Here is an 18182-nt window from a genome sequence, read left to right as displayed (position 1 = left end):
ACACAGGGGGAGCACAAGCAATGTTCGACTGGGCCTATCTCATTCCGCTGGCGCCGTTCCTGATCGGCGGGCTGGCAATCTGGACCCGCCACCAGCACAAGATGGCCGAGATGCAGCTCAGCGCGACCGCCGAAAGCACTGCCGAAAAGGCCGCCCAATATGCCAGCCGCGTGGGCGATCTCGAAGAACGGGTCCGGGTGCTCGAACGCATCGTGACAGACAGCGGCTACAACGTGGCAACACAGATCGAAGCCCTGCGCGACCAGCGCAGCGTGGAAGCGACCGACAGCGGAACACCGCTCGATATGAAACAGGGAGAACACAAGTCATGAATTGGGGTGGACCCGAATTCGTCATTGCCATCATCGCGCTGAGCACCGGTGGCTGGCTGATCAACAACTGGATCCGTGCCAGGCACGGCTATTCGCTCGAGGATGAATGGGGCGGCAAGACCGAACGCAGCGACACGGCGGAAACCAAGGCGCTGAAAGCCGAGAACCGCCAGCTGCACGACAAGCTCGACACCATGCAGGACCGCATGGTGGTGCTCGAAAAGATCGTCACCGACCGCGGCTATTCGCTGCATGACGAGATCGAGGCGCTGCGCGACAAGCCGGCAAGCGATGCCGGCGAGCCGCTGAACCGCAAGCGCGGGGAGAAGGCGTGATGGAAAAGGCTATGCTGGTTGAGGCCTTGGCCCCGTTCTTGGCAGTTGGCGTTCTGTGCATCTCGATTGCCTGGGTCACGACCACTTGGATGCGGATCAAGAACGGCTACCCGCTCGAAAACAGCTGGGGCAAGTCGGTCTATCCCAAGAACGACCAGGCGGTCGAACGGGTGAAGCTGCTCACACAGGAAAATGCCGAACTGCGCGCCGAACTCGGTTCGGTGAAGGACCGGCTCGGCAATGTCGAACGTATCGTCACCGACAGCGGTTATCACCTTACTCATGAGATCGATCGCCTTCGCGACACGAAGGATGCCAACTGATGGATGCCGACCTGCTTCTGATCTTCGGTTTCGTGCTCGCCATCCTGCTGATCGTGCTGACCTTCGGTACGGTCGCGGGCAACCGCAGCCGGGCCCACAAGTTGCAGAGGCTCGAGCTGGAAGCGCGGATCGCCGAAGCCAAGGCCGGACAAGCGGCCACGGGCAATACCGAACATCGCCAGCTGGAAGAACGCATCCGCGTGCTCGAACGCATTGCCACCGACGGCAATCACGCGCTGGCATCGCAGATCGACGAATTGCGCGACCTGCAGGAAATCGAGGTCCGCACCATGCCGCAGGGAGCGACCCGATGAGTTTCTGGACCGCCATTGTCGCAATCGTCGCGATTGCCACGATCGCCGCCATCATGCGCGAGCGCTACCGGGCAATGGGACGCATCGAACGCGGCCGGCAGCAAGAGAGCGAGGATCGTATCTCTGCCGCCGAGAAACGCGAAGTCGAGGAATTGCGCGAACGCATCAAGGTGCTCGAACGGATCGCGACCGACAACAATTCGCTCGATGCACGGCAAACCAAGCAGATCGCCGCCGAAATCGAAGAACTGCGCGACAAGCAGTCCGATTGAGGCGGCGAGGTTCAAGGAGGACATGAGGTTATGTTCGAACCGACTTTGATAATCGCAGGCGCAGCGCTGGTCGGCCTGACCATCGTGGCCGCCGCCCTCCTGCGCGCCTGGCAGGGCTGGCTGGCGCTCAAGCGCGAGGAGTTGGACCGCCACCCCGCGGCCGACCGGCCCGACAGCGGATCGACGATCGGCGCGGCGCGGATCGAGCTGGCCGACCTGAAGGAACGGATCAAGAAACTCGAAGCCATCGCCAGCGGCGTCGACCTGTGACCGTGGTCCGCACCGACGCCGCGCGCGCCGGGATCGGCCTTGGCAGTGCGATTGCGGTGGCCATCAGCTGGAGCCTGCACGGCTCGATCGTCTGGGCCGCGATCCATGGCTTTTTCGGCTGGTTCTACGTGCTCTACCATGCGCTCACCCGGCCCGGCGGCCTGTTCGGCTAAGCCCGATGGACGCCCGCAGGCACGCCCGCTAAAGGCGCGGCATGCGCACACTTTCCGACATCGCCGAAGAATACGAGTTCCTCGAAGGCGACGAACGCTATCGCCTGCTGATCGAACTGGGCCGCGAACTCGAAGCGATGCCCGATGCCCTCAAGACCGATGCCACGCTGGTGCGCGGCTGTTCGGCACAGGTGTGGGTCTATCCCACCGGCGAGGCCGACACGCTGCACTTCCTGGCCGACAGCAACGCTGCGATCACCAAGGGGATCGTCGCGCTGGTGATTGCCGCCGTCCAGGATCGCCCTGCCCACGAAGTGGCGGCCATGGACGTGGCTGGCGCGCTCGAACCCTTCGATCTCAAGAACCAGCTGTCGAGCAATCGCACGCAGGGCGTGCCGAACATGATTGCACTCGTCCGGGAGCACGCGGCGCGAATCGCGGCCGGGTGACTTGAAACGGCCGCTCTACAAGGGCCTCGGCTTCCTTGCCGTCGGGCTTGGCGCCGTGGGTGCGGCTTTGCCCATCATGCCGACCGTGCCTTTTCTCCTCCTGGCAGTCTATTTCTTCGCCCGGTCGAATCCCGAGCTCGAGCAGAAGATCCTCGATCATCCCCACTGGGGGCCGCATGTGAAAGACTGGCGCGAGCGCCGTGCGATAAGCCGCAGGTCGAAGACCATGGCGATCGGCGCGATGGCCACTGGCGCGGTGTTCACCTGGTATACGCTCGGCCATCCCTGGTACTGGATTTCAGTCGCCGTGCTGGTGATCTGCGGCAGCTGGATTGCCACGCGCAACGAATAGGCCGGCGGAACCGCGCGCGCCCCGGCCCGTTGATGACCCGAACGACGGGAGGGACGACAAAAGGACATTTCCCATGGCAATTCTTATTCTTATCGCGACCATCCTGCTGCCCCCGCTCGGCGTTGCCGCCAAGCACGGGCTCGGCAAGACCGCGCTGATCAATCTGGTGCTGACGCTGCTGGGTTATATCCCCGGCCTGATCCACGGATTGTATGTAAACTACGCCAAGTAAGACCGCACACGGCGGACTGGAAGCGCCGGGGCCTCAGGCTCCGGCGCTTTCGCGTACGATGGCGATGCCCGCTTCGCGCTGGCGGCGCAATTCGGCCTTGAGTGCTGCCGGGCTGCGGGCGAAGACGAAGCCGAAGCTGACCCCGCCTTCCTTGCCGATCGTGGCATGGTGCAGCTTGTGCGCCTGGACCAGACGCTTGGCGTAACCGCTCTTGGGGACCCATTTGAAGTAGCGCTGGTGAACCAGCCCGTCATGCACCAGCGTGTAGATGAGGCCATATGCCATTATGCCGAGCCCGATCCACGTGGCCGGCCACCAGGCCCCCTCGCCCATCACCCATTCGCTGCCCAGCGCGAACATCGAAATGCTCATCGCCGCGCCGACGACCGCATAGAGATCGTTTTTCTCAAGCAGATTGTCGTGCGGTTCGTGATGGTCTCGGTGCCACCCCCAGCCGAAGCCATGCATGATGTATTTGTGGCTCGCCCATGCGACCCATTCCATCGCGACCACGGTCGCCAGAACGATCAGTGCGGGGATGAAAACGGCCATTGCGTGAATATAGGAGCTAGCGCGCGGCAGGCAAAGGGCGGTCGGCGCTTTAGCTGCCGGTTTGCGCCTTCGGCTTGCCGGGCAGGCCGAAACAGGTTTCGGCGACTTCGCGGCTGATTCGTGCCGGTCGCAGGCTCTTGGCATCGATGCAGCACCACATGCTCTGCACTTCGGCCAGCACGTCTTCGCCGCGGCGAATCACCGTATTGTAGAAACTGCGCGCGCCGGCGATCTTCTCCAGCACGGTTTCGGCAATGACATCATCGTCGAGAAAGGCCGGGCGGCGATAGGTGATCTCGTGCTTGAGCGCGACCCAGGCCTTGCTGGCCACTTCCTCGGCGGGGGCGAGTTTCTGCCAGTGCGCGAGCACGGTGTCCTGCACCCAGTTGAGATAGCGCGCGTTGTTCACGTGCCCCATGAAATCGATATCGTCCGGGAGGACCTTGATCGGAAAGGTGAATGGCTTTGCTGACATTCATGTCAGTAGAGCAGGGAAAGGTTAAGTTTGGAAGACTCTTGTTTTGCCTTTTTGCGCAGGTGGGCTTCCTCCCGCACATTCCCGGGCCATGGGCAACACACCGCGCACGCTTTACGAGAAGATCTGGGACCAGCATGTCGTCGAACAGCGCGACGATGGCACCTGCCTGCTCTATATCGACCGTCACCTGGTTCACGAGGTCACCAGCCCGCAGGCCTTCGACGCGCTGCGCCTGGCCGGACGGCAGGTGCGCCGTCCCGACCTGACGCTGGCGGTCCCCGACCATAACCTGCCCACCACGCCGCGGGTGGCCGCGGATGGTTCGCGGCTGCCGATCGAGGATGCACAAAGCGCTGCCCAGCTCGCCGCGCTCGAACGCAACGCCCCCGGATTTGGAATCGATTACATCGATGCGGTCGCGCCCGAGCAGGGCATCGTCCATGTCGTCGGCCCCGAGCAGGGTTTCTCGCTGCCCGGTGCGACCATCGTATGCGGCGACAGCCATACCGCCGCGCACGGCGGCATCGGCGCGCTGGCCTTCGGGATCGGAACCAGCGAGGTCGAACACGTGCTGGCCACGCAGACGCTGCAGTTGCGCCGCTCGAAATCGATGGAAGTCCGCGTCGATGGCGCGCTGGGCCCGGGCGTCACGCCCAAGGACCTGATCCTGCATATCATCGGCGTCATCGGCACTGCCGGGGGCACCGGCCATGTCATCGAATACCGGGGTGAGGTGTTCCGCAAGATGAGCGTCGAAGGCCGCCTGACGGTCTGCAACATGAGTATCGAAGGCGGTGCCCGCGCCGGACTTATCGCCCCCGACGATATCGTCTTCGACTACCTTCGCGGCCGCCCCTATGCGCCGCGCGGCGACGATTGGGACCGCGCAGTCGCATGGTGGCGCTCGCTGGTGACCGACGATGGCGCGGTGTTCGACAAATCGGTCGTGATCGATGCCGCCGACATCGAGCCGACGGTCAGCTGGGGGACCAGCCCTGAGGATGTCGTGCCGGTCGGCGGCACCGTCCCCGAACCCGCCAGCTTCGCCGACCCTTCCAAACAGGAAGCCGCGCGCAAGAGCCTCGATTACATGGGGCTGGAACCCGGCATGCGGATCGAGGACATCGCGGTCGAGAATGTCTTCATCGGCAGCTGCACCAACAGCCGGATCGAGGACCTGCGCGCCGCGGCGCAGGTGCTCGAGGGCCGCACCAAGGCGCTCAATGTCCGCTGGGCGATTGTCGTGCCCGGTTCGGGACTGGTCAAGCGGGCCGCCGAAGCCGAGGGACTCGATCGGATATTCACGGACGCCGGTTTCGAATGGCGCGAACCGGGCTGTTCGGCCTGTCTCGCGATGAATCCCGACAAGGTACCACCCGGCGAACGCTGCGCATCGACCAGCAACCGCAATTTCGTCGGCCGCCAAGGGCCGGGCGCACGCACCCATCTGGTCAGCCCGGCAATGGCGGCTGCCGCCGCGGTTACGGGGCGGCTCGCCGATGTGCGCAAGCTACCCCTTGCCAAGCGAACGGTGGCTGACCATTGAGAACCGATGACCAAGAAGCTTTCCGGAAAAGCCGCCATCGTCGGGGCCATCGGCTCCGCCGCCGTTGCCGCAGCCTTGCTCTATGCGAACAAGCGCAAGGAAAAGAAGAACGGACCGCGCCAGCCGGGTCCGATCCCTTCGGGGGAAAATCCCGAAACCGATTGATCTCACACGTCGCTGGGGGGAGAGCCATGGCGCCGAAATCAGGATTTGGGACTGCGCCACGCGTGGCGGGGGCCGTGCGATGAAAGCCGTGTCCACGATCGAAGGCCGCGCGATTCCGCTGGGGCTGAAAAATATCGACACCGATGTGATTATTCCCGCGCACTGGCTGAAGACGGTCAGCCGCGAAGGCCTCGGCGAAGGCGCGTTCGAGACGATCCGCGCAACCCCGGGCAACCCCTTCGATGTCGAGGATTTCGCGCAGGCGCCGATCCTGATCGCGGGCGACAATTTCGGCTGCGGATCGAGCCGCGAACATGCCGCATGGGCGATGCTCGACATGGGTCTTGCCGCAGTGATCGCGCCCAGCTTTTCCGACATTTTCGCCGGCAACGCCTTCAAGAACGGTATCCTCGCGGTCGAATTGCCGCAGGAACATGTCGATCGCCTGCTCGAGGTCGCGAAAGAGCAGCCGATCACCATCGACCTCGAGAACCAGGTCGTCACAACGCCATTCCAGGATCGCTTCGCATTCGAGATCGATCCGTTCCGCAAACGCTGCCTGCTCGAGGGACTCGACGAGATCGGCCTGACGCTGGGCAGCGAAAGCGCCATCACACAACACGAACAGACGCGCGGGGGCGCCCTGCCCTGGCTCGACAAACCACAGAGGAGAGAAGCAGCGTGAAGGCAGTCCTTTCAAAGGAAACCGGCGGACCCGAAACCCTGGTCGTCGAGGATATCGACGCCCCCACCCCCGCCAAGGGCGAAGTGCTGGTCAAGGTCGCTGCCTGCGCCATCAATTTTCCCGACACGCTGATTATCCGCGACATGTACCAGTTCAAGCCGCCCCGCCCGTTTGCTCCGGGTGGCGAGATCTCGGGCACGATCGAGGCACTGGGCGAGGGCGTCGAAGGCTTCGCCGTGGGCGACCGCGTGATGTGCGGCATCGGCAATGGCGGGCTGCAGGAAAAGGTCGCGGTGGCGGCCGAACGGCTGTTCAAGGTGCCCGAGGGGATCGACCTGGTAAAAGCCAGCGCGCTGCTGATGACCTATGGCACCACGATCCACGGCCTGAAGGACCGCGGCGATATCAAGGAGGGCGAAACCGTCCTCGTGCTCGGCGCAGCGGGCGGTGTCGGCCTGTCGGCGGTCGAACTGGCGAAGGCCTATGGCTGCCGCGTCGTGGCCGCGGTTTCGACCGAGGAAAAGGGCGCAGTCGCCAGGCAGCACGGCGCCGACGAAGTAGTGATCTATCCGCGCGCGCCGTTCGACAAGGATACCTCCAAGCAACTGGCGAGCGACTTCAAGGCGGCGGTCGGCCCCAATGGCGCGGATATCGTCTACGACATCGTCGGCGGCGATTATTCCGAACCCGCATTGCGCGCGATCGCCTGGGAAGGCCGTTTCCTCGTGATCGGCTTCCCCGCCGGGATCGCCAAGATGCCGCTCAACCTCACCCTGCTCAAGAGCTGCGACATCCGCGGCGTGTTCTGGGGCGCCTTTACCGCGCGCGAGCCCGAGCGCAATCAGCGCAATATCGAGGAACTGTTCGACCTGTGGAAGGCGGGCAAGATCAATCCGCTGGTCAGCGAAACCTATCCGATCGAACGCGCACATGAGGCCATCGCCAAGCTCGAAAACCGCGGCGCGATCGGCAAGCTCGTGGTCACAATGGAATAGCTGCTCGCGCGGGAGGATCACACAAGCGCCCTTGCGGGCTTGCGGGGCCGGGCCTATTCCGGCCCCCAAGATTCCATCCCGAGAGGACCATCATGACCGATTTCAAGGATCGCGAGCGCGGCGAGGAAGCCAAGTTCGCCTTTGACGAGGAAAACGCCTTCAAGATCGCCGCCCGGCGCAACCGCCTGGTCGGCGAATGGGCGGCAGGCCTGATGGGACTGACCGACGAGGAAACCGACGCTTACAAGAAAGCGGTCGTGCAGGCCGATTTCGAGGAAGCGGGCGACGAAGACGTGATCCGCAAGCTGCTGGGCGATCTCACAGCGGCCGACTGCGACGTCAGCGAGTCCGATATCCGCACCAAGCTGGAAGAATGCGCTGTCGAAGCGCGGCGCCAGTTCATGAGCGACGGGGCCTGATCGGATGCCGATGGCTGCCGACGACATCGTCGCGTTGATCGAGGAAGCCCTGCCCGGTGCCAGCGTCGAGATGCGCGACCTTGCGGGCGATAACGACCACTGGGCGGCCAAGGTCACGGCGCCCCAATTTGCGGGGCTGACACGCGTCAAGCAGCACAAGCTGGTGTATGACGCGTTGGGCGGGCGCATGGGCGGCGAACTGCACGCCTTGCAACTCACCACCCAAGCCCCCACCTGATTCCGACCACCAGATTCATACAAAGGACGGGCCGATGTCCGACACCAACCAGCGCATCGCCGACATCGTTGGCGCCAACGACGTCACGCTTTTCATGAAGGGCACGCCGCTCTTCCCGCAGTGCGGCTTTTCCAGCCGCGCGGTGGCCATTCTCGATCACTGCGGTGTCGCCTATGACAGCGTCGACGTGCTGCAGGACATGGAGATCCGCCAGGGTATCAAGGCCTATTCGGACTGGCCGACGATCCCGCAGCTTTATGTGAAGGGCGAATTCGTGGGCGGCAGCGATATCATGATGGAGATGTTCGAAGCCGGCGAACTCCAGCAGATGCTCGACGAAAAGCAGGTCGCCAAGGCGTCTTGATGATTTTGCGATACGGCGTCACGCGCGCCGTATCCTCCCAGAACGGGTAAGGCCCGCCGGGTGGAGAACCGGGCGGGCCTTTTGTTCGTCCGGATGCTGGGGGGAGCATTCCGTTGAAGACCGAACATGATACCCATCGATATGCATCCCCCGTGCCAAACTCCATGCAACGCTGCTATCCGGCGCACCTCAATGGTAAACGCGATTTTTCCCGCGATGCTTAGTGTAAAATAGCCCGACAGGCGCTGTTTACCTTTGCGCTTGGCATTCCCCCCTCCCCCCGCCACAACATGGGCATGAGCGAACAACCACAAGCCGGGCCCGAAGGCATTCCCGCTGCCACCGTCGTCATATTCCGCAATGCGCCGGCCGGCGGCCCGCCGGAAATCCTGATGACGATCCGTTCGCGCGAAATGGTATTCGCCGGCGGCATGGCGGTGTTCCCGGGCGGCCGGGTCGATCCCGCCGATTTCGATCTCGGCGCGCGGATCGGCGGACCGCTCGATCCCGAAGAGGCGGCCCACCAGGTCGCAGTGGTTCGCGAAACGCTGGAGGAGACGGGTCTCGCGATCGGGCTTGCGGGCGAAATCGATGCCGACAAGGCGCGTGCCGCACGCCGGTTCCTTCAGCAAACCGGCGAGCTTGCCCCCGTGCTCGAACATTTCAACTGGGAACTCGATCTGGACCAGCTGGTGCCGTTTGCGCGCTGGTTTCCCAAGAACGAACGGATCCCGCGTGTCTATGATACGCGCTTCTATCTGGCCGATTTGGGCACCGGGGCGGTCGAGATCGAAGCCGACCTGTCGGAAAACACGCATTTGTTCTGGATCAGCGCACAAGGTGCGCTCGACGCTGCCGAACAGGGTGACATCAAGGTGATCTTTCCGACTCGGCGCAATCTCGAACGGCTGGCGATGTTCGACAGTTTCGCGGCCGCGCGCGCGCAGGCGGAAGCCATCCCCGTGCGCACCATTACCCCCTTCATCGACGATACCGATGGCCGGTCATGGCTGCATATAGGTGAGGATTTCGGCTATCCGGTCACCGGCGAACCGCTGGAGAATGCGGCGCGCGGCTAATCTCGCCGGATCGACCAGGCCCCCGGGCTGGCGATCCGTAATGCGACCCGTCTGGCCAGAGCGCTTTTATGCGAAAAACATCAGGGTTTCCCACATTGCGGCCCAAAGCTTTTTTAAGCGCCCGTCATGTACAGCCTGTTGATAGTGCCCGCCATTTCTCGACGGCCTTTTCGGTTCTTTCCGGCGGGATTGTACCAACAGCCGCTATCTTGCATACCGCAGGAGCAATAGTGCGCAAAACTCGGGGTCGGGCGTCGTAGACATGAGCATGGATTTGCAATCGGGTCTGCTCGGCTTCGCTCTCGGTGCCGTCTCGGTCGTGCTGCTGGCGCTGTGGCGTACCGCACGCAGCAGCAACCGCGGCAAGACCGAAGCCGTCGCTGGTCTGCCCGCCAAGACCGAGCCTGCCGCCCCCACGATCGAGGAAGTCGTCGAGGGTCTGCCCGACATGATCGTGGCCATCGGTCCCGATCGCGTCCGCCGCTATGTCAGCCCGTCATGCAAGTGGCTGCTGGGTTTCACGCCCGAGGAAATGATCGGCCTCTCGCCGATCAACGCCATCCACCCCGATGACCGCGCGCTCACCATGGAAGCCAGCGAAAAGCTGTTCAACGGCGAGGTTTCGTCGACGCTGACCACTTACCGCCACAAGCATGCCGATGGTCATTACGTGTGGCTCGAAGCGCATATGACGACGCGCTGGTGCGACGATGGCGAGATACGCGATTTCGTGGGCGTCGTGCGCGATATCGGCGGACGGCGACGCCAGAAATTGCGCGACAGCGAGCGCAACGCGCAATTGCGCGAAAACAACCGCCTGCTCCAGATGGCAGAGGAGAGCGCCAATATCGGACACTGGCGGGTCGACGTGCAGGAAGGCACGCTGTTCTGGTCCGATCAGGTCTATCGCATCCATGGCGTGGACAAGGACTTCGTCCCCGACGTGGCTTCCGGTCTCGACTTCTACTGTGAAGAAGATCGCGCGCGGGTTTCGGAAATGGTCGACAAGGCGTTTTCCGAAGGGGCCAATTTCGAATTCCAGGCCCGTATCGTGCGCCCCGACGGTGAGCTGCGCCATGTGGCCAGCCTGGGCAATGCCGAAACCGCCCCAACAGGCGAAGTCGTCACGGTATTCGGCATTTTCAAGGATATCACCGAAACGGTGGAGGCCGAAGAGCAACTCCGCCAGTCGCGCGACATTGCCGAGCGTGCTTCGCAGGCCAAGGCACATTTCCTGGCCAATATGAGCCATGAAATCCGCACGCCGATGAACGGCGTGATCGGGTTCGCCGATCTGCTGCTCGAAAGCGAGCTCGAGAAAGAGCACCACGACTATGCGCGGATGATTTCGGATTCGGGCAAGGCCATGCTGCGCCTGCTGAACGAATTGCTCGACCTGTCGAAGATCGAGGCCGGCCGGATGCAATTGACCCGCGAACCGGTGGATTTCGGGCATATCGTACGCAGCAGCGCGCGCTTGTTCGAACCCAATGCCAAGGCCAAGGGTATCAAGCTCGACATAGATGTCCCCCCGGACATGCCCGAAGGCATTGGCGACAAGTTGCGCATCCGCCAGATCGTCCTCAACCTCGTCGGCAATGCAATCAAGTTCACCGAGCGCGGATCGGTGCGCGTGGAGGCCTGCGAAAAAGACGGCAAGATCGTGTTCCGGGTGATCGATACCGGTATCGGCGTGCCGCCCGACCAGCTTGCCTACATCTTCGAGGAATTCGCGCAGCTCGATAATTTCGGCAAGGGCAAGGCCAGCGCTTCGGGCGGTGGCACGGGGCTCGGCTTGGCGATTGCGCGCCAACTCGCCGAACTGATGGACGGCCGGCTGACCGCCGAGAGCACGCCGGGCAAGGGGTCGACTTTCGAACTTGTCTTGCCCTTGGCGAAATGCCCTGCGCAGAAGTCCGCCGCCAAACAGGACAACTCGGCATCGAGCTACCGCACGGCGCTGGCCGGGCGGCGGGTGCTGCTGGCGGAGGACGCGGAAATAAACCAGAAGCTCATCGTCGCGATGCTCTCGCGCCTGGGAGTGGAAACGCAGGTCGCCGACGACGGTCAGCAGGCGGTCCAGCAGGTCATGGAGGCGAAGGCGCAGGGCCAACCGTTCGATGCCGTGCTGATGGACATGCAGATGCCGGTCATGGACGGGCTCGAAGCGTCACGCGCGCTCCGCGCGAATGGCGTCGGTCCGCGCGAACTGCCGATCATCGCGGTTACCGCGAATGCCTATGCCGACGATATCGAATTGTGCATGGAAGCCGGCATGCAGGACCATGTCGCCAAGCCGATCTCGGCCGAACGGCTTGGCCCCTGTCTCGAACAATGGCTCACCAAACCGACGCCGGGATCCGGCGAGTTGGCGGAAACCGACCTTTCGGTGGATGTGGACGATGCCCGGAACATGTACGAACAGCGCAAGCTCGAACTGCGTAACCAGCTTGCCGCGCTCGAGGGCGAGGACATGCTTGGTTCCGCGCAATGCGACCTGCTGCGCGACAAGCTCCACGTCATGGCCGGCATCGCCAAATACTTCGGTGACGAAGAACTCGGCCAGCTTGCAGGCCGGATCGAACGGGATCTGAAGCTTGCCGCCGACGACGCGAATATCGGTCGCGCTCTCGACGAACTGCGGCACTGGTTCGACACCTGAGCGATCAGCCGCGCGCGGGCACTCCGGCAAGCGGGGTGATCGGCCGTTGCCAAGCCGCAGACTTGCAGGCAGACTTTGCGGTGCGCGGCCCGGCAAGCGCGCGGGTGGGATAATAGCGCTCGGGAGGCGCATGACGGAGGAAACCGGCGATGAAAGGTAGGCCGCCCGTGGACGACCCGATCGAAGAGGAAACGGATCCCGAACTGCGCGCCCTGTTCGAACAGCGCCGACAAGCCAGCCTGGACGCGGTCGATGCCGCTCTTGCCAGCCACTCTATCGATGCTGAGCAGAAGCAGGAAATTGCCGAGCTTCTCCACCAGGTCACCGGGGTGGCCGCCTATTTCGGCGAAGCCGACCTCGGCGAACGGTGCCGGGTCGATGAACGCCGCCTCCTGCAATCCGCAGACCAGCAGGAAACCCGCCAGCTGCTCGAAATGCTGCGGCCACGCCTGGCAGGTTGCGAAACCCCACCGTCCTGAAGCGCAGGGGACCCGGTAAGTGGATAGACGGGAGATCGATTGCGATCCGACCGCAAGCGCCATCCTGCAAGAACGGCGCAAGGTCTCCCTCTCGGGAAATTGGCGCGCCCGGCAGGACTCGAACCTGCAACTCCAAGCTTAGAAGGCTCGTGCTCTATCCAGTTGAACTACGGGCGCGCTCCGGGGCTGCCATAACGTGCCTTTCACGGCAGGCCAATCGGCACTAACCGTGTTTGCGATGGAAAACGCTCCGACGAATACGCCCGCACCGCATTTTCGCTATTACGATCTGGTGATGGCGGCCTTCGTCACCATCCTGTTGCTGTCGAACCTAATCGGCGCATCGAAACCGAGCTACGTCATATTGCCGGTCATCGGCGAATGGTCGTTCGGCGCCGGGGTGCTGTTCTTCCCGGTCAGCTACATCATCGGTGACATCCTGACCGAAGTATACGGCTATGCCCGTGCACGGCGGGTCATCTGGACGGGCTTTGCCGCATTGCTCTTCATGGCTTTCATGGCGTGGGTCGTGGTGCAGTTGCCGCCGGCGGAGGGCTGGCCCGGACAGGAAGCCTACGAGTTCGTGTTCGGCAACAGCTGGCGGATCGTACTCGCGTCGATGGTCGCCTTCTGGGCTGGCGAATTCGCCAACAGCTATGTCCTCGCCAAGATGAAGGTGTGGACGCAGGGGCGCCATCTGTGGATGCGCACGATCGGATCGACGGTGATCGGCCAGGGTCTCGACAGCCTGATCTTCTACCCGCTGGCCTTCTGGGGCCTGGCCGGATGGCCAGTCGAGCTGCTGTGGCAGGTCGTGCTGTCGCAATGGGCGATCAAGACGCTGTGGGAGGCGCTGCTGACCCCAGTCACCTATGCCGCGGTCGGCGCGCTCAAACGCGCCGAAGGGGTCGAGCTGTTCGACACCGATACCGACTTCTCGCCTTTTGCATCCAGCAAGCGCTGAACACGGCGGGAGGCCGGGACCGCAAGGGCGATTGCCGCGACTTCATGCAGGAGGAAATCTTCGAGCAGCCGACCGTGGTCGCGCCGACGCTGCGCTCCTACCTGCCCCAGTCGGACAATCCGATCGCGTTGCCGCTTTTCGATTTCGACATCTCGAAGATCCGCCGGGTAGCCATAGTCGCATCGCGCACCGCCTTTTAGACCGCATGGTCGCCAAATACTGGTTCGAACAGATCGCTCGCGCACCGGTCGATTTCAATGTCGCGAACGAATTCCGCGCGCGCGACGGCACGCGCTGGTCTCGGACGCTGATAGACTGGCAGCAGCGGGCGCGGTCTGCATCGCCATCATCGAGATGCCCAGTGGCTAACCGCTCAACGTGTCGCTGGTCAACGTGCGCTGGTCTATGCGATACGGTTGATATTGTAGGCCTATCACGTAGTCTGCGCCAAGGACAGCCGTCTATCAGCCTCGCATTCCCGCCAATGCGGTGACAGTCGAGTGATCCCCACGCTGCTGGTCCGTGGCCACATTTTCGTTCCTCCCAACGGGCAAACAAATTGCTTTCATCTGATGCTTGCAATCGTCCCTTGTGCGCGCCAAGCGCTCTGGGTGACTGACTCGCACTGAAGCCGAGTAATCCTAGGGGACCTTCTTGCCAAGCAAAGTGTTCATAAGTGGTACAGCCGGGTTTATCGGCTTTCACCTCGCCAAGCTGCTGCTGTCCGAGGGCTTTGTCGTTGCCGGTTATGACGGGATGACAGATTATTATGATGTTCAGCTGAAACGGGAGCGTCACCGCCGCCTCTGCGAGGACCCTGCCTTTATGGCGACCGAGGGCATGCTTGAGGATCAGGGTTTGCTCGACGCGACGATAGATGCATTCGCGCCAGATGTCATCGTCCACCTAGCTGCGCAGGCTGGCGTTCGTTATAGTCTCGAAAATCCACGCGCCTATCTCGACAGCAATGTTGTTGGCACTTTCAATGTGATGGAAGCCGCCCGCAGGCTCAAGGTCCAGCATCTACTGATGGCTTCCACTTCCTCAGTTTACGGCGCGAACGAAGAGATGCCGTTCGTCGAAACTGAAAAGGCTGACACCCAATTGACGATTTACGCGGCGACCAAGAAGGCCAATGAATCCATGGCGCACGCGTATGCTCACCTGTGGAACTTGCCGACAACTATGTTTCGATTTTTCACGGTGTATGGCCCTTGGGGCCGCCCAGATCTGGCACTTTATAAATTCGTTGATGCTATGCTCGATGGTAAACCCATCGATATCTACAACCATGGAGACATGTATCGGGATTTTACACATGTCAACGATCTGGTTCGCGCGATCCGCTTGCTGATTGACACCGCACCCGAGCGACCGGCGGCCCATTCAGACATTGTGCCGGGCGATTCGTTGAGCCCCGTCGCGCCATTTCGCATTGTCAACATAGGTAACAATGACAAAGTCCGACTACTCGATTTTATCGAAGCAATCGAAGCAGTATTGGGCTTCAAGGCAGAGCGTAATTATCTGCCGATGCAGCGGGGCGACGTCCCGGCAACTTGGGCTAATGCTTCGTTGCTTGAACAGCTGACTGGCTATCGCCCTAGAACGGATTTTCGCACCGGCATCACCGATTTTGTAGCATGGTTTCGGGAGTATTCGGGAAAATGAAATCAGAAATGCTTGGTGTAGCGACACTTCCTTCATTTGAACACTTAAGGATCGCTGTGATAGGATTGGGCTACGTTGGCCTCCCACTAGCGGTTGAATTTGCTCGTAAACGGGAAGTTTTGGGTTTTGACATCAATGAGGCTCGAATAGAGGCATTGCAACGAGGTCGAGACGTGACGCTTGAAACTGATGCGAATGAACTCGCAGCAGCAAAGGGGCTTCACTTTTCAACTGATCCGACGGAGCTAGCTCAATGTAATATCTACATTATCACGGTTCCAACGCCAATAGACGTGCATCGGCGTCCTGATCTTTCACCGCTATTAAACGCATCGAAAACTGTTGGCAGGTTTCTTAAACGAGGGGACGTCGTTATTTATGAATCTACAGTTTATCCTGGCGCGACAGAGGAAGAGTGCGTTCCAGTTCTCGAACAATGTTCAGGCCTGACCTATAACTATGACTTTTTCTGCGGCTATAGCCCGGAGAGGATCAATCCTGGCGACAGAGAGCATCGCCTACCTGACATTCGCAAAGTGACTTCTGGATCGACAGATAACGTCGCAACGTTAGTCGACAATCTTTATAAATCAATTATTACTGCAGGAACATACCCTGCCGAATCGATACGAGTAGCTGAAGCCGCCAAAGTAATTGAGAATACACAACGCGATGTCAACATAGCATTGATTAACGAGCTATCTATTATATTTAATCGTTTGGGAATCGATACTGAGGCGGTGCTACAAGCAGCAGGAACGAAATGGAATTTCTTATCGTTTCGCCCCGGTTTGGTGGGCGGGCATTGCATCGGAGTAGATCCATACTACCTAACTCATAAAGCTGAGGAGATTGGCTACCATCCTGACATAATTCTGGCCGGCCGCCGACTGAACGATGGGATGGGAACTTATATAGCCGGCCAAATGATTAAAGCGATGCTACAAAAGCGCATTCAGGTTAATGGTAGCCGGGTTTTAGTAATGGGGTTGTCCTTTAAAGAAAATTGCCCGGACCTTAGAAATACACGGGTCGTCGACGTAATCAATGAGCTCGCCTCCTTCGGCGTATGTGTTGACGTTTTCGACCCACTCGCTGATCCTTTTGAGGCAAAGTCTGTGTATGGCTTGGATTTAATCGACTCGCCCGGCGAAAATATTTACGACGGTGTAGTACTGGCTGTTGCCCATAGAGAGTTTAAGGCGCTTGGCGCGGAACGAATTTCAACGTTCTGTCGGACGAACCGGGTAATTTATGATCTGAAATATCTGGTAGATGAGGGTTTTTCTGATTTGCGACTGTAAGGCATTCGGGCGGGAACTTACTTTATTTACTTAGCGCTTATGTGGAAAGTAATCCTCTGGACCTTTGTCCCGCGGTTGATGGTTCGGATCTGTCGCAAAGCCACTCAGCTCGCTGCGCTCTGCAGTTAGCCGGGCAAGGTGAGAGGCCCTATAGGGACTTGGGGCGGCAATGAAAGGTGTCGACGCCGATGTGCATCGCCGGGCAGTTATGAGCATCTGGCGATCTCCGACCCACTCGACAAATCAAAGGTGGAGGTCAGCCGATTTCGTTTGGTACCGGGCTTCTAGTCGCACCCATAGTACCAGAACAACGTACAAAAGCTCGCTTAACTAGGCTGTATCGCTTGACGTGCTGCCTTAGTCGTTGTGTTGTGACGTGTCCCTTTGATTTTCCTGCGATTGGGAGCGAGCTGACCTGGCTCATCGACACGGGATGTCGGAAGTGACTATCTACATTTGGAAGTCGAAGTATGGCGGGCTAGAGGTTACCGAGTGTCGACGTGTGTGAGCGCTTGAGAGCGAGAACGCGAAGCTGAAGCGGTTGTTGGCGGATGCGATGCTCGATTGGTTTGCCTCAAAGGACTTGGTGGCAAAGCAATTCTAGTGCTCGGCGGGAAGCGGGAAACTATGGTTCATCTTCAGGACCGCCATGAGATGAGCGAGCGGCGGGCGTGCCGGATCATTGGCGCTGATTGCAAGAGCATGTGCTACCGTTCCACGCCGGAGAATGACGCCGCGCTTCGTGAGAAGCTGCGCGAACTGGTCAACCAGCGTTGTCGGTTCGGCTATCGCCGTCTGCACATCCTGCTGCGCCGGGAGGGCGTGATGGTCAACCGCAAGAAGACCCAGTGCATCATCAGGAGGAAGGGCTGGCGACGCAGTCGCAAACGCGCTGTCGGGACCAAAGCGCCGGCTCCGATCCTGGCTCTGCCGAACCGGCGCTGGAACCTGGACTTTGTGCATGATCAGATGGCGTCTGGGCGCCGGTTCCGCGTGCCCAGTATCGCCGATGATATGCCTAGAAAGTGCCTGCGAGCGGTGCCGGATACATAGGGTCTCTAATCGCAGCGTCGTGCGCGAGCTGGCGGATCTGATCGCCGGGCGCGGCAAGCCTGGGATGATCGTCAGCGATAACGGTATCGAGCTGACCAGCAACGCGGTGCTGGCATGGTGCGGAAGATCAGCGTGGAATGGCATTACATCGCGCGAGGGAAGTCTGTGCAGAACGGCTTCTGCGAGAACTTCAATGGCCGCATGCGCGATGAACTGCTGAATGAGACGCTCTTCCTCACCCTTGCTCATGTCCGGCGCGAGATCGCGGCCTGAATCGAGGGTTACAACCGTGAGAGACCACACTCAGCGCTTGGCTACGCAACCCCGGCGGCGTTCGTCGCCAAACTGAATAAGCAATGAGCTGCGTCGCTACGCCCGACGGGCTCCGCCACGCAGCTCATTGCTTCAACCGCACCCATGCGCAACAAACCCGATCGACTCTAATCCCAGCTGGAGGAACGCTAGGGGTCATGTCA

At 60.9% G+C, this 18182-nt stretch carries 25 protein-coding genes, 1 tRNA gene and 2 pseudogenes; 25 read left to right on the top strand and 3 right to left on the bottom strand.

What is annotated here, in order from left to right; genetic code table 11:
- Positions 1-20: 20 nt before the first annotated feature.
- The 10 genes from GRI55_RS13720 to GRI55_RS13680 all read left to right on the top strand — a co-directional run bounded on the left by GRI55_RS13720 (position 21) and on the right by GRI55_RS13680 (position 3052).
- Positions 21-332 carry a hypothetical protein gene (locus GRI55_RS13720; RefSeq protein ID WP_063507109.1) on the top strand — a complete coding sequence of 104 codons (312 nt, stop codon included), beginning with the start codon at positions 21-23 and terminating at the stop codon, positions 330-332.
- Positions 329-667 (top strand): hypothetical protein, encoded by a 339-nt coding sequence (locus tag GRI55_RS13715; protein ID WP_160767556.1) that lies wholly within the window; start codon positions 329-331, stop codon positions 665-667. The genes GRI55_RS13720 and GRI55_RS13715 overlap by 4 nt, the downstream gene beginning before the upstream one ends.
- A gap of 11 nt (positions 668-678) precedes the next feature.
- Positions 679-990, top strand: a complete 312-nt coding sequence (locus GRI55_RS13710) for a hypothetical protein (RefSeq protein ID WP_050600343.1) — start codon at positions 679-681, stop codon at positions 988-990.
- Positions 990-1304 carry a hypothetical protein gene (locus GRI55_RS13705; protein WP_082847669.1) on the top strand — a complete coding sequence of 105 codons (315 nt, stop codon included), beginning with the start codon at positions 990-992 and terminating at the stop codon, positions 1302-1304. Before GRI55_RS13710 ends, GRI55_RS13705 begins: the two co-directional genes overlap by 1 nt.
- Positions 1301-1576, top strand: a complete 276-nt coding sequence (locus GRI55_RS13700) for a hypothetical protein (RefSeq protein ID WP_050600170.1) — start codon at positions 1301-1303, stop codon at positions 1574-1576. Before GRI55_RS13705 ends, GRI55_RS13700 begins: the two co-directional genes overlap by 4 nt.
- Positions 1577-1606: 30 nt before the next feature.
- Positions 1607-1846, top strand: coding sequence for a hypothetical protein (locus tag GRI55_RS13695; RefSeq protein WP_050600169.1), 240 nt, complete (start codon positions 1607-1609; stop codon positions 1844-1846).
- Positions 1843-2019, top strand: coding sequence for a hypothetical protein (locus GRI55_RS14920; protein ID WP_197458260.1), 177 nt, complete (start codon positions 1843-1845; stop codon positions 2017-2019). Before GRI55_RS13695 ends, GRI55_RS14920 begins: the two co-directional genes overlap by 4 nt.
- Positions 2020-2060: 41 nt before the next feature.
- On the top strand, positions 2061-2468 hold the full coding sequence (locus GRI55_RS13690; RefSeq protein WP_050600168.1) for a SufE family protein: 408 nt from the start codon (positions 2061-2063) through the stop codon (positions 2466-2468).
- Between the two features lies 1 nt (position 2469).
- Entirely contained in the window at positions 2470-2820 is a 351-nt protein-coding gene (locus GRI55_RS13685; protein ID WP_160767555.1) for a YbaN family protein, read from the top strand.
- 73 nt (positions 2821-2893) lie between these two features.
- Positions 2894-3052: a YqaE/Pmp3 family membrane protein gene (locus GRI55_RS13680; RefSeq protein WP_082835542.1), complete on the top strand. Its 159-nt coding sequence runs from the start codon at positions 2894-2896 to the stop codon at positions 3050-3052.
- A 33-nt stretch (positions 3053-3085) separates the two neighbouring features.
- Here the strand turns inward: GRI55_RS13680 and GRI55_RS13675 are convergent, their stop codons facing one another.
- Both GRI55_RS13675 and GRI55_RS13670 read right to left on the bottom strand, forming a co-directional pair.
- A complete protein-coding gene (locus tag GRI55_RS13675; RefSeq protein ID WP_050600166.1) occupies positions 3086-3604 on the bottom strand; it encodes a sterol desaturase family protein in 519 nt (172 codons plus the stop codon).
- 49 nt (positions 3605-3653) lie between these two features.
- Entirely contained in the window at positions 3654-4079 is a 426-nt protein-coding gene (locus GRI55_RS13670; RefSeq protein ID WP_063512490.1) for an acyl-CoA thioesterase, read from the bottom strand.
- A 91-nt stretch (positions 4080-4170) separates the two neighbouring features.
- Between GRI55_RS13670 and leuC the strand changes: the two genes are divergently transcribed.
- From leuC to GRI55_RS13620, 10 genes are all read left to right on the top strand, one after another.
- Positions 4171-5628 carry a 3-isopropylmalate dehydratase large subunit gene (leuC, locus tag GRI55_RS13665; protein WP_160767554.1) on the top strand — a complete coding sequence of 486 codons (1458 nt, stop codon included), beginning with the start codon at positions 4171-4173 and terminating at the stop codon, positions 5626-5628.
- Between the two features lie 6 nt (positions 5629-5634).
- A complete protein-coding gene (locus tag GRI55_RS13660; RefSeq protein ID WP_063507105.1) occupies positions 5635-5793 on the top strand; it encodes a hypothetical protein in 159 nt (52 codons plus the stop codon).
- Positions 5794-5872: 79 nt separating this feature from the next.
- The gene (gene leuD, locus GRI55_RS13655; RefSeq protein ID WP_063507104.1) at positions 5873-6478 is read left to right on the top strand and encodes a 3-isopropylmalate dehydratase small subunit; all 606 of its coding nucleotides are present in this window, start codon (positions 5873-5875) and stop codon (positions 6476-6478) included.
- On the top strand, positions 6475-7473 hold the full coding sequence (locus tag GRI55_RS13650; RefSeq protein ID WP_063507103.1) for an NADPH:quinone oxidoreductase family protein: 999 nt from the start codon (positions 6475-6477) through the stop codon (positions 7471-7473). Before leuD ends, GRI55_RS13650 begins: the two co-directional genes overlap by 4 nt.
- 92 nt (positions 7474-7565) lie before the next feature.
- Positions 7566-7892: a DUF1476 domain-containing protein gene (locus tag GRI55_RS13645; RefSeq protein WP_050600160.1), complete on the top strand. Its 327-nt coding sequence runs from the start codon at positions 7566-7568 to the stop codon at positions 7890-7892.
- A gap of 4 nt (positions 7893-7896) precedes the next feature.
- Positions 7897-8130 (top strand): BolA/IbaG family iron-sulfur metabolism protein, encoded by a 234-nt coding sequence (locus tag GRI55_RS13640; RefSeq protein ID WP_050600159.1) that lies wholly within the window; start codon positions 7897-7899, stop codon positions 8128-8130.
- 34 nt (positions 8131-8164) lie between these two features.
- Positions 8165-8494 (top strand): Grx4 family monothiol glutaredoxin, encoded by a 330-nt coding sequence (grxD, locus tag GRI55_RS13635; RefSeq protein WP_050600158.1) that lies wholly within the window; start codon positions 8165-8167, stop codon positions 8492-8494.
- Between the two features lie 290 nt (positions 8495-8784).
- Positions 8785-9573: an NUDIX hydrolase gene (locus GRI55_RS13630; protein ID WP_202392519.1), complete on the top strand. Its 789-nt coding sequence runs from the start codon at positions 8785-8787 to the stop codon at positions 9571-9573.
- A 262-nt stretch (positions 9574-9835) separates the two neighbouring features.
- Positions 9836-12235 (top strand): ATP-binding protein, encoded by a 2400-nt coding sequence (locus tag GRI55_RS13625; protein WP_160767552.1) that lies wholly within the window; start codon positions 9836-9838, stop codon positions 12233-12235.
- Positions 12236-12384: 149 nt separating this feature from the next.
- On the top strand, positions 12385-12714 hold the full coding sequence (locus GRI55_RS13620) for an Hpt domain-containing protein (protein ID WP_160767551.1): 330 nt from the start codon (positions 12385-12387) through the stop codon (positions 12712-12714).
- A gap of 100 nt (positions 12715-12814) precedes the next feature.
- Here the strand turns inward: GRI55_RS13620 and GRI55_RS13615 are convergent.
- A tRNA-Arg gene (locus GRI55_RS13615) sits at positions 12815-12891 on the bottom strand.
- Between the two features lie 61 nt (positions 12892-12952).
- Between GRI55_RS13615 and GRI55_RS13610 the strand changes: the two genes are divergently transcribed.
- The 5 genes and pseudogenes from GRI55_RS13610 to GRI55_RS13590 form a co-directional block, all read left to right on the top strand.
- Positions 12953-13678, top strand: coding sequence for a queuosine precursor transporter (locus GRI55_RS13610; RefSeq protein ID WP_063510573.1), 726 nt, complete (start codon positions 12953-12955; stop codon positions 13676-13678).
- 23 nt (positions 13679-13701) lie between these two features.
- Positions 13702-13961: pseudogene (locus GRI55_RS15050) on the top strand (glutamine--fructose-6-phosphate transaminase (isomerizing)); the annotation flags it as partial.
- Positions 13962-14332: 371 nt separating this feature from the next.
- The gene (locus GRI55_RS13600) at positions 14333-15349 is read left to right on the top strand and encodes an NAD-dependent epimerase/dehydratase family protein (protein ID WP_160767549.1); all 1017 of its coding nucleotides are present in this window, start codon (positions 14333-14335) and stop codon (positions 15347-15349) included.
- Complete coding sequence (tviB, locus tag GRI55_RS13595; RefSeq protein ID WP_237452559.1) at positions 15346-16653, top strand: Vi polysaccharide biosynthesis UDP-N-acetylglucosamine C-6 dehydrogenase TviB; 1308 nt, start codon at positions 15346-15348, stop codon at positions 16651-16653. Before GRI55_RS13600 ends, tviB begins: the two co-directional genes overlap by 4 nt.
- A 409-nt stretch (positions 16654-17062) precedes the next feature.
- A pseudogene (locus tag GRI55_RS13590) lies at positions 17063-18150 on the top strand (IS3 family transposase); the annotation flags it as partial.
- Positions 18151-18182: the final 32 nt, after the last annotated feature.

It is taken from the genome of Qipengyuania citrea (genome assembly GCF_009828015.1).
GTDB classification, from domain to species: domain Bacteria; phylum Pseudomonadota; class Alphaproteobacteria; order Sphingomonadales; family Sphingomonadaceae; genus Qipengyuania; species Qipengyuania citrea.
The sequence above is the reverse complement of the archived record's forward strand: the minus strand, read 5'-3'. Positions and strand labels throughout refer to the sequence as shown.

What these genes read in the sequence shown, in the direction of transcription:
- GRI55_RS13710 (WP_050600343.1), top strand. Translation starts at nt 679, where the DNA reads ATGCTGGTTGAGGCCTTGGCCCCGTTCTTGGCAGTTGGCGTTCTGTGC.
- GRI55_RS13630 (WP_202392519.1), top strand. Translation starts at nt 8,785, where the DNA reads ATGGGCATGAGCGAACAACCACAAGCCGGGCCCGAAGGCATTCCCGCT.
- GRI55_RS13715 (WP_160767556.1), top strand. Translation starts at nt 329, where the DNA reads ATGAATTGGGGTGGACCCGAATTCGTCATTGCCATCATCGCGCTGAGC.
- GRI55_RS13695 (WP_050600169.1), top strand. Translation starts at nt 1,607, where the DNA reads ATGTTCGAACCGACTTTGATAATCGCAGGCGCAGCGCTGGTCGGCCTG.
- GRI55_RS13705 (WP_082847669.1), top strand. Translation starts at nt 990, where the DNA reads ATGGATGCCGACCTGCTTCTGATCTTCGGTTTCGTGCTCGCCATCCTG.
- GRI55_RS13700 (WP_050600170.1), top strand. Translation starts at nt 1,301, where the DNA reads ATGAGTTTCTGGACCGCCATTGTCGCAATCGTCGCGATTGCCACGATC.
- GRI55_RS13675 (WP_050600166.1), bottom strand. Translation starts at nt 3,604, where the DNA reads ATGGCCGTTTTCATCCCCGCACTGATCGTTCTGGCGACCGTGGTCGCG.
- tviB (WP_237452559.1), top strand. Translation starts at nt 15,346, where the DNA reads ATGAAATCAGAAATGCTTGGTGTAGCGACACTTCCTTCATTTGAACAC.
- leuC (WP_160767554.1), top strand. Translation starts at nt 4,171, where the DNA reads ATGGGCAACACACCGCGCACGCTTTACGAGAAGATCTGGGACCAGCAT.
- GRI55_RS13690 (WP_050600168.1), top strand. Translation starts at nt 2,061, where the DNA reads ATGCGCACACTTTCCGACATCGCCGAAGAATACGAGTTCCTCGAAGGC.
- GRI55_RS13640 (WP_050600159.1), top strand. Translation starts at nt 7,897, where the DNA reads ATGCCGATGGCTGCCGACGACATCGTCGCGTTGATCGAGGAAGCCCTG.
- GRI55_RS13610 (WP_063510573.1), top strand. Translation starts at nt 12,953, where the DNA reads ATGGAAAACGCTCCGACGAATACGCCCGCACCGCATTTTCGCTATTAC.
- GRI55_RS13680 (WP_082835542.1), top strand. Translation starts at nt 2,894, where the DNA reads ATGGCAATTCTTATTCTTATCGCGACCATCCTGCTGCCCCCGCTCGGC.
- GRI55_RS13720 (WP_063507109.1), top strand. Translation starts at nt 21, where the DNA reads ATGTTCGACTGGGCCTATCTCATTCCGCTGGCGCCGTTCCTGATCGGC.
- GRI55_RS13645 (WP_050600160.1), top strand. Translation starts at nt 7,566, where the DNA reads ATGACCGATTTCAAGGATCGCGAGCGCGGCGAGGAAGCCAAGTTCGCC.
- GRI55_RS13625 (WP_160767552.1), top strand. Translation starts at nt 9,836, where the DNA reads ATGAGCATGGATTTGCAATCGGGTCTGCTCGGCTTCGCTCTCGGTGCC.
- GRI55_RS13660 (WP_063507105.1), top strand. Translation starts at nt 5,635, where the DNA reads ATGACCAAGAAGCTTTCCGGAAAAGCCGCCATCGTCGGGGCCATCGGC.
- grxD (WP_050600158.1), top strand. Translation starts at nt 8,165, where the DNA reads ATGTCCGACACCAACCAGCGCATCGCCGACATCGTTGGCGCCAACGAC.
- leuD (WP_063507104.1), top strand. Translation starts at nt 5,873, where the DNA reads ATGAAAGCCGTGTCCACGATCGAAGGCCGCGCGATTCCGCTGGGGCTG.
- GRI55_RS13670 (WP_063512490.1), bottom strand. Translation starts at nt 4,079, where the DNA reads ATGTCAGCAAAGCCATTCACCTTTCCGATCAAGGTCCTCCCGGACGAT.
- GRI55_RS13620 (WP_160767551.1), top strand. Translation starts at nt 12,385, where the DNA reads ATGAAAGGTAGGCCGCCCGTGGACGACCCGATCGAAGAGGAAACGGAT.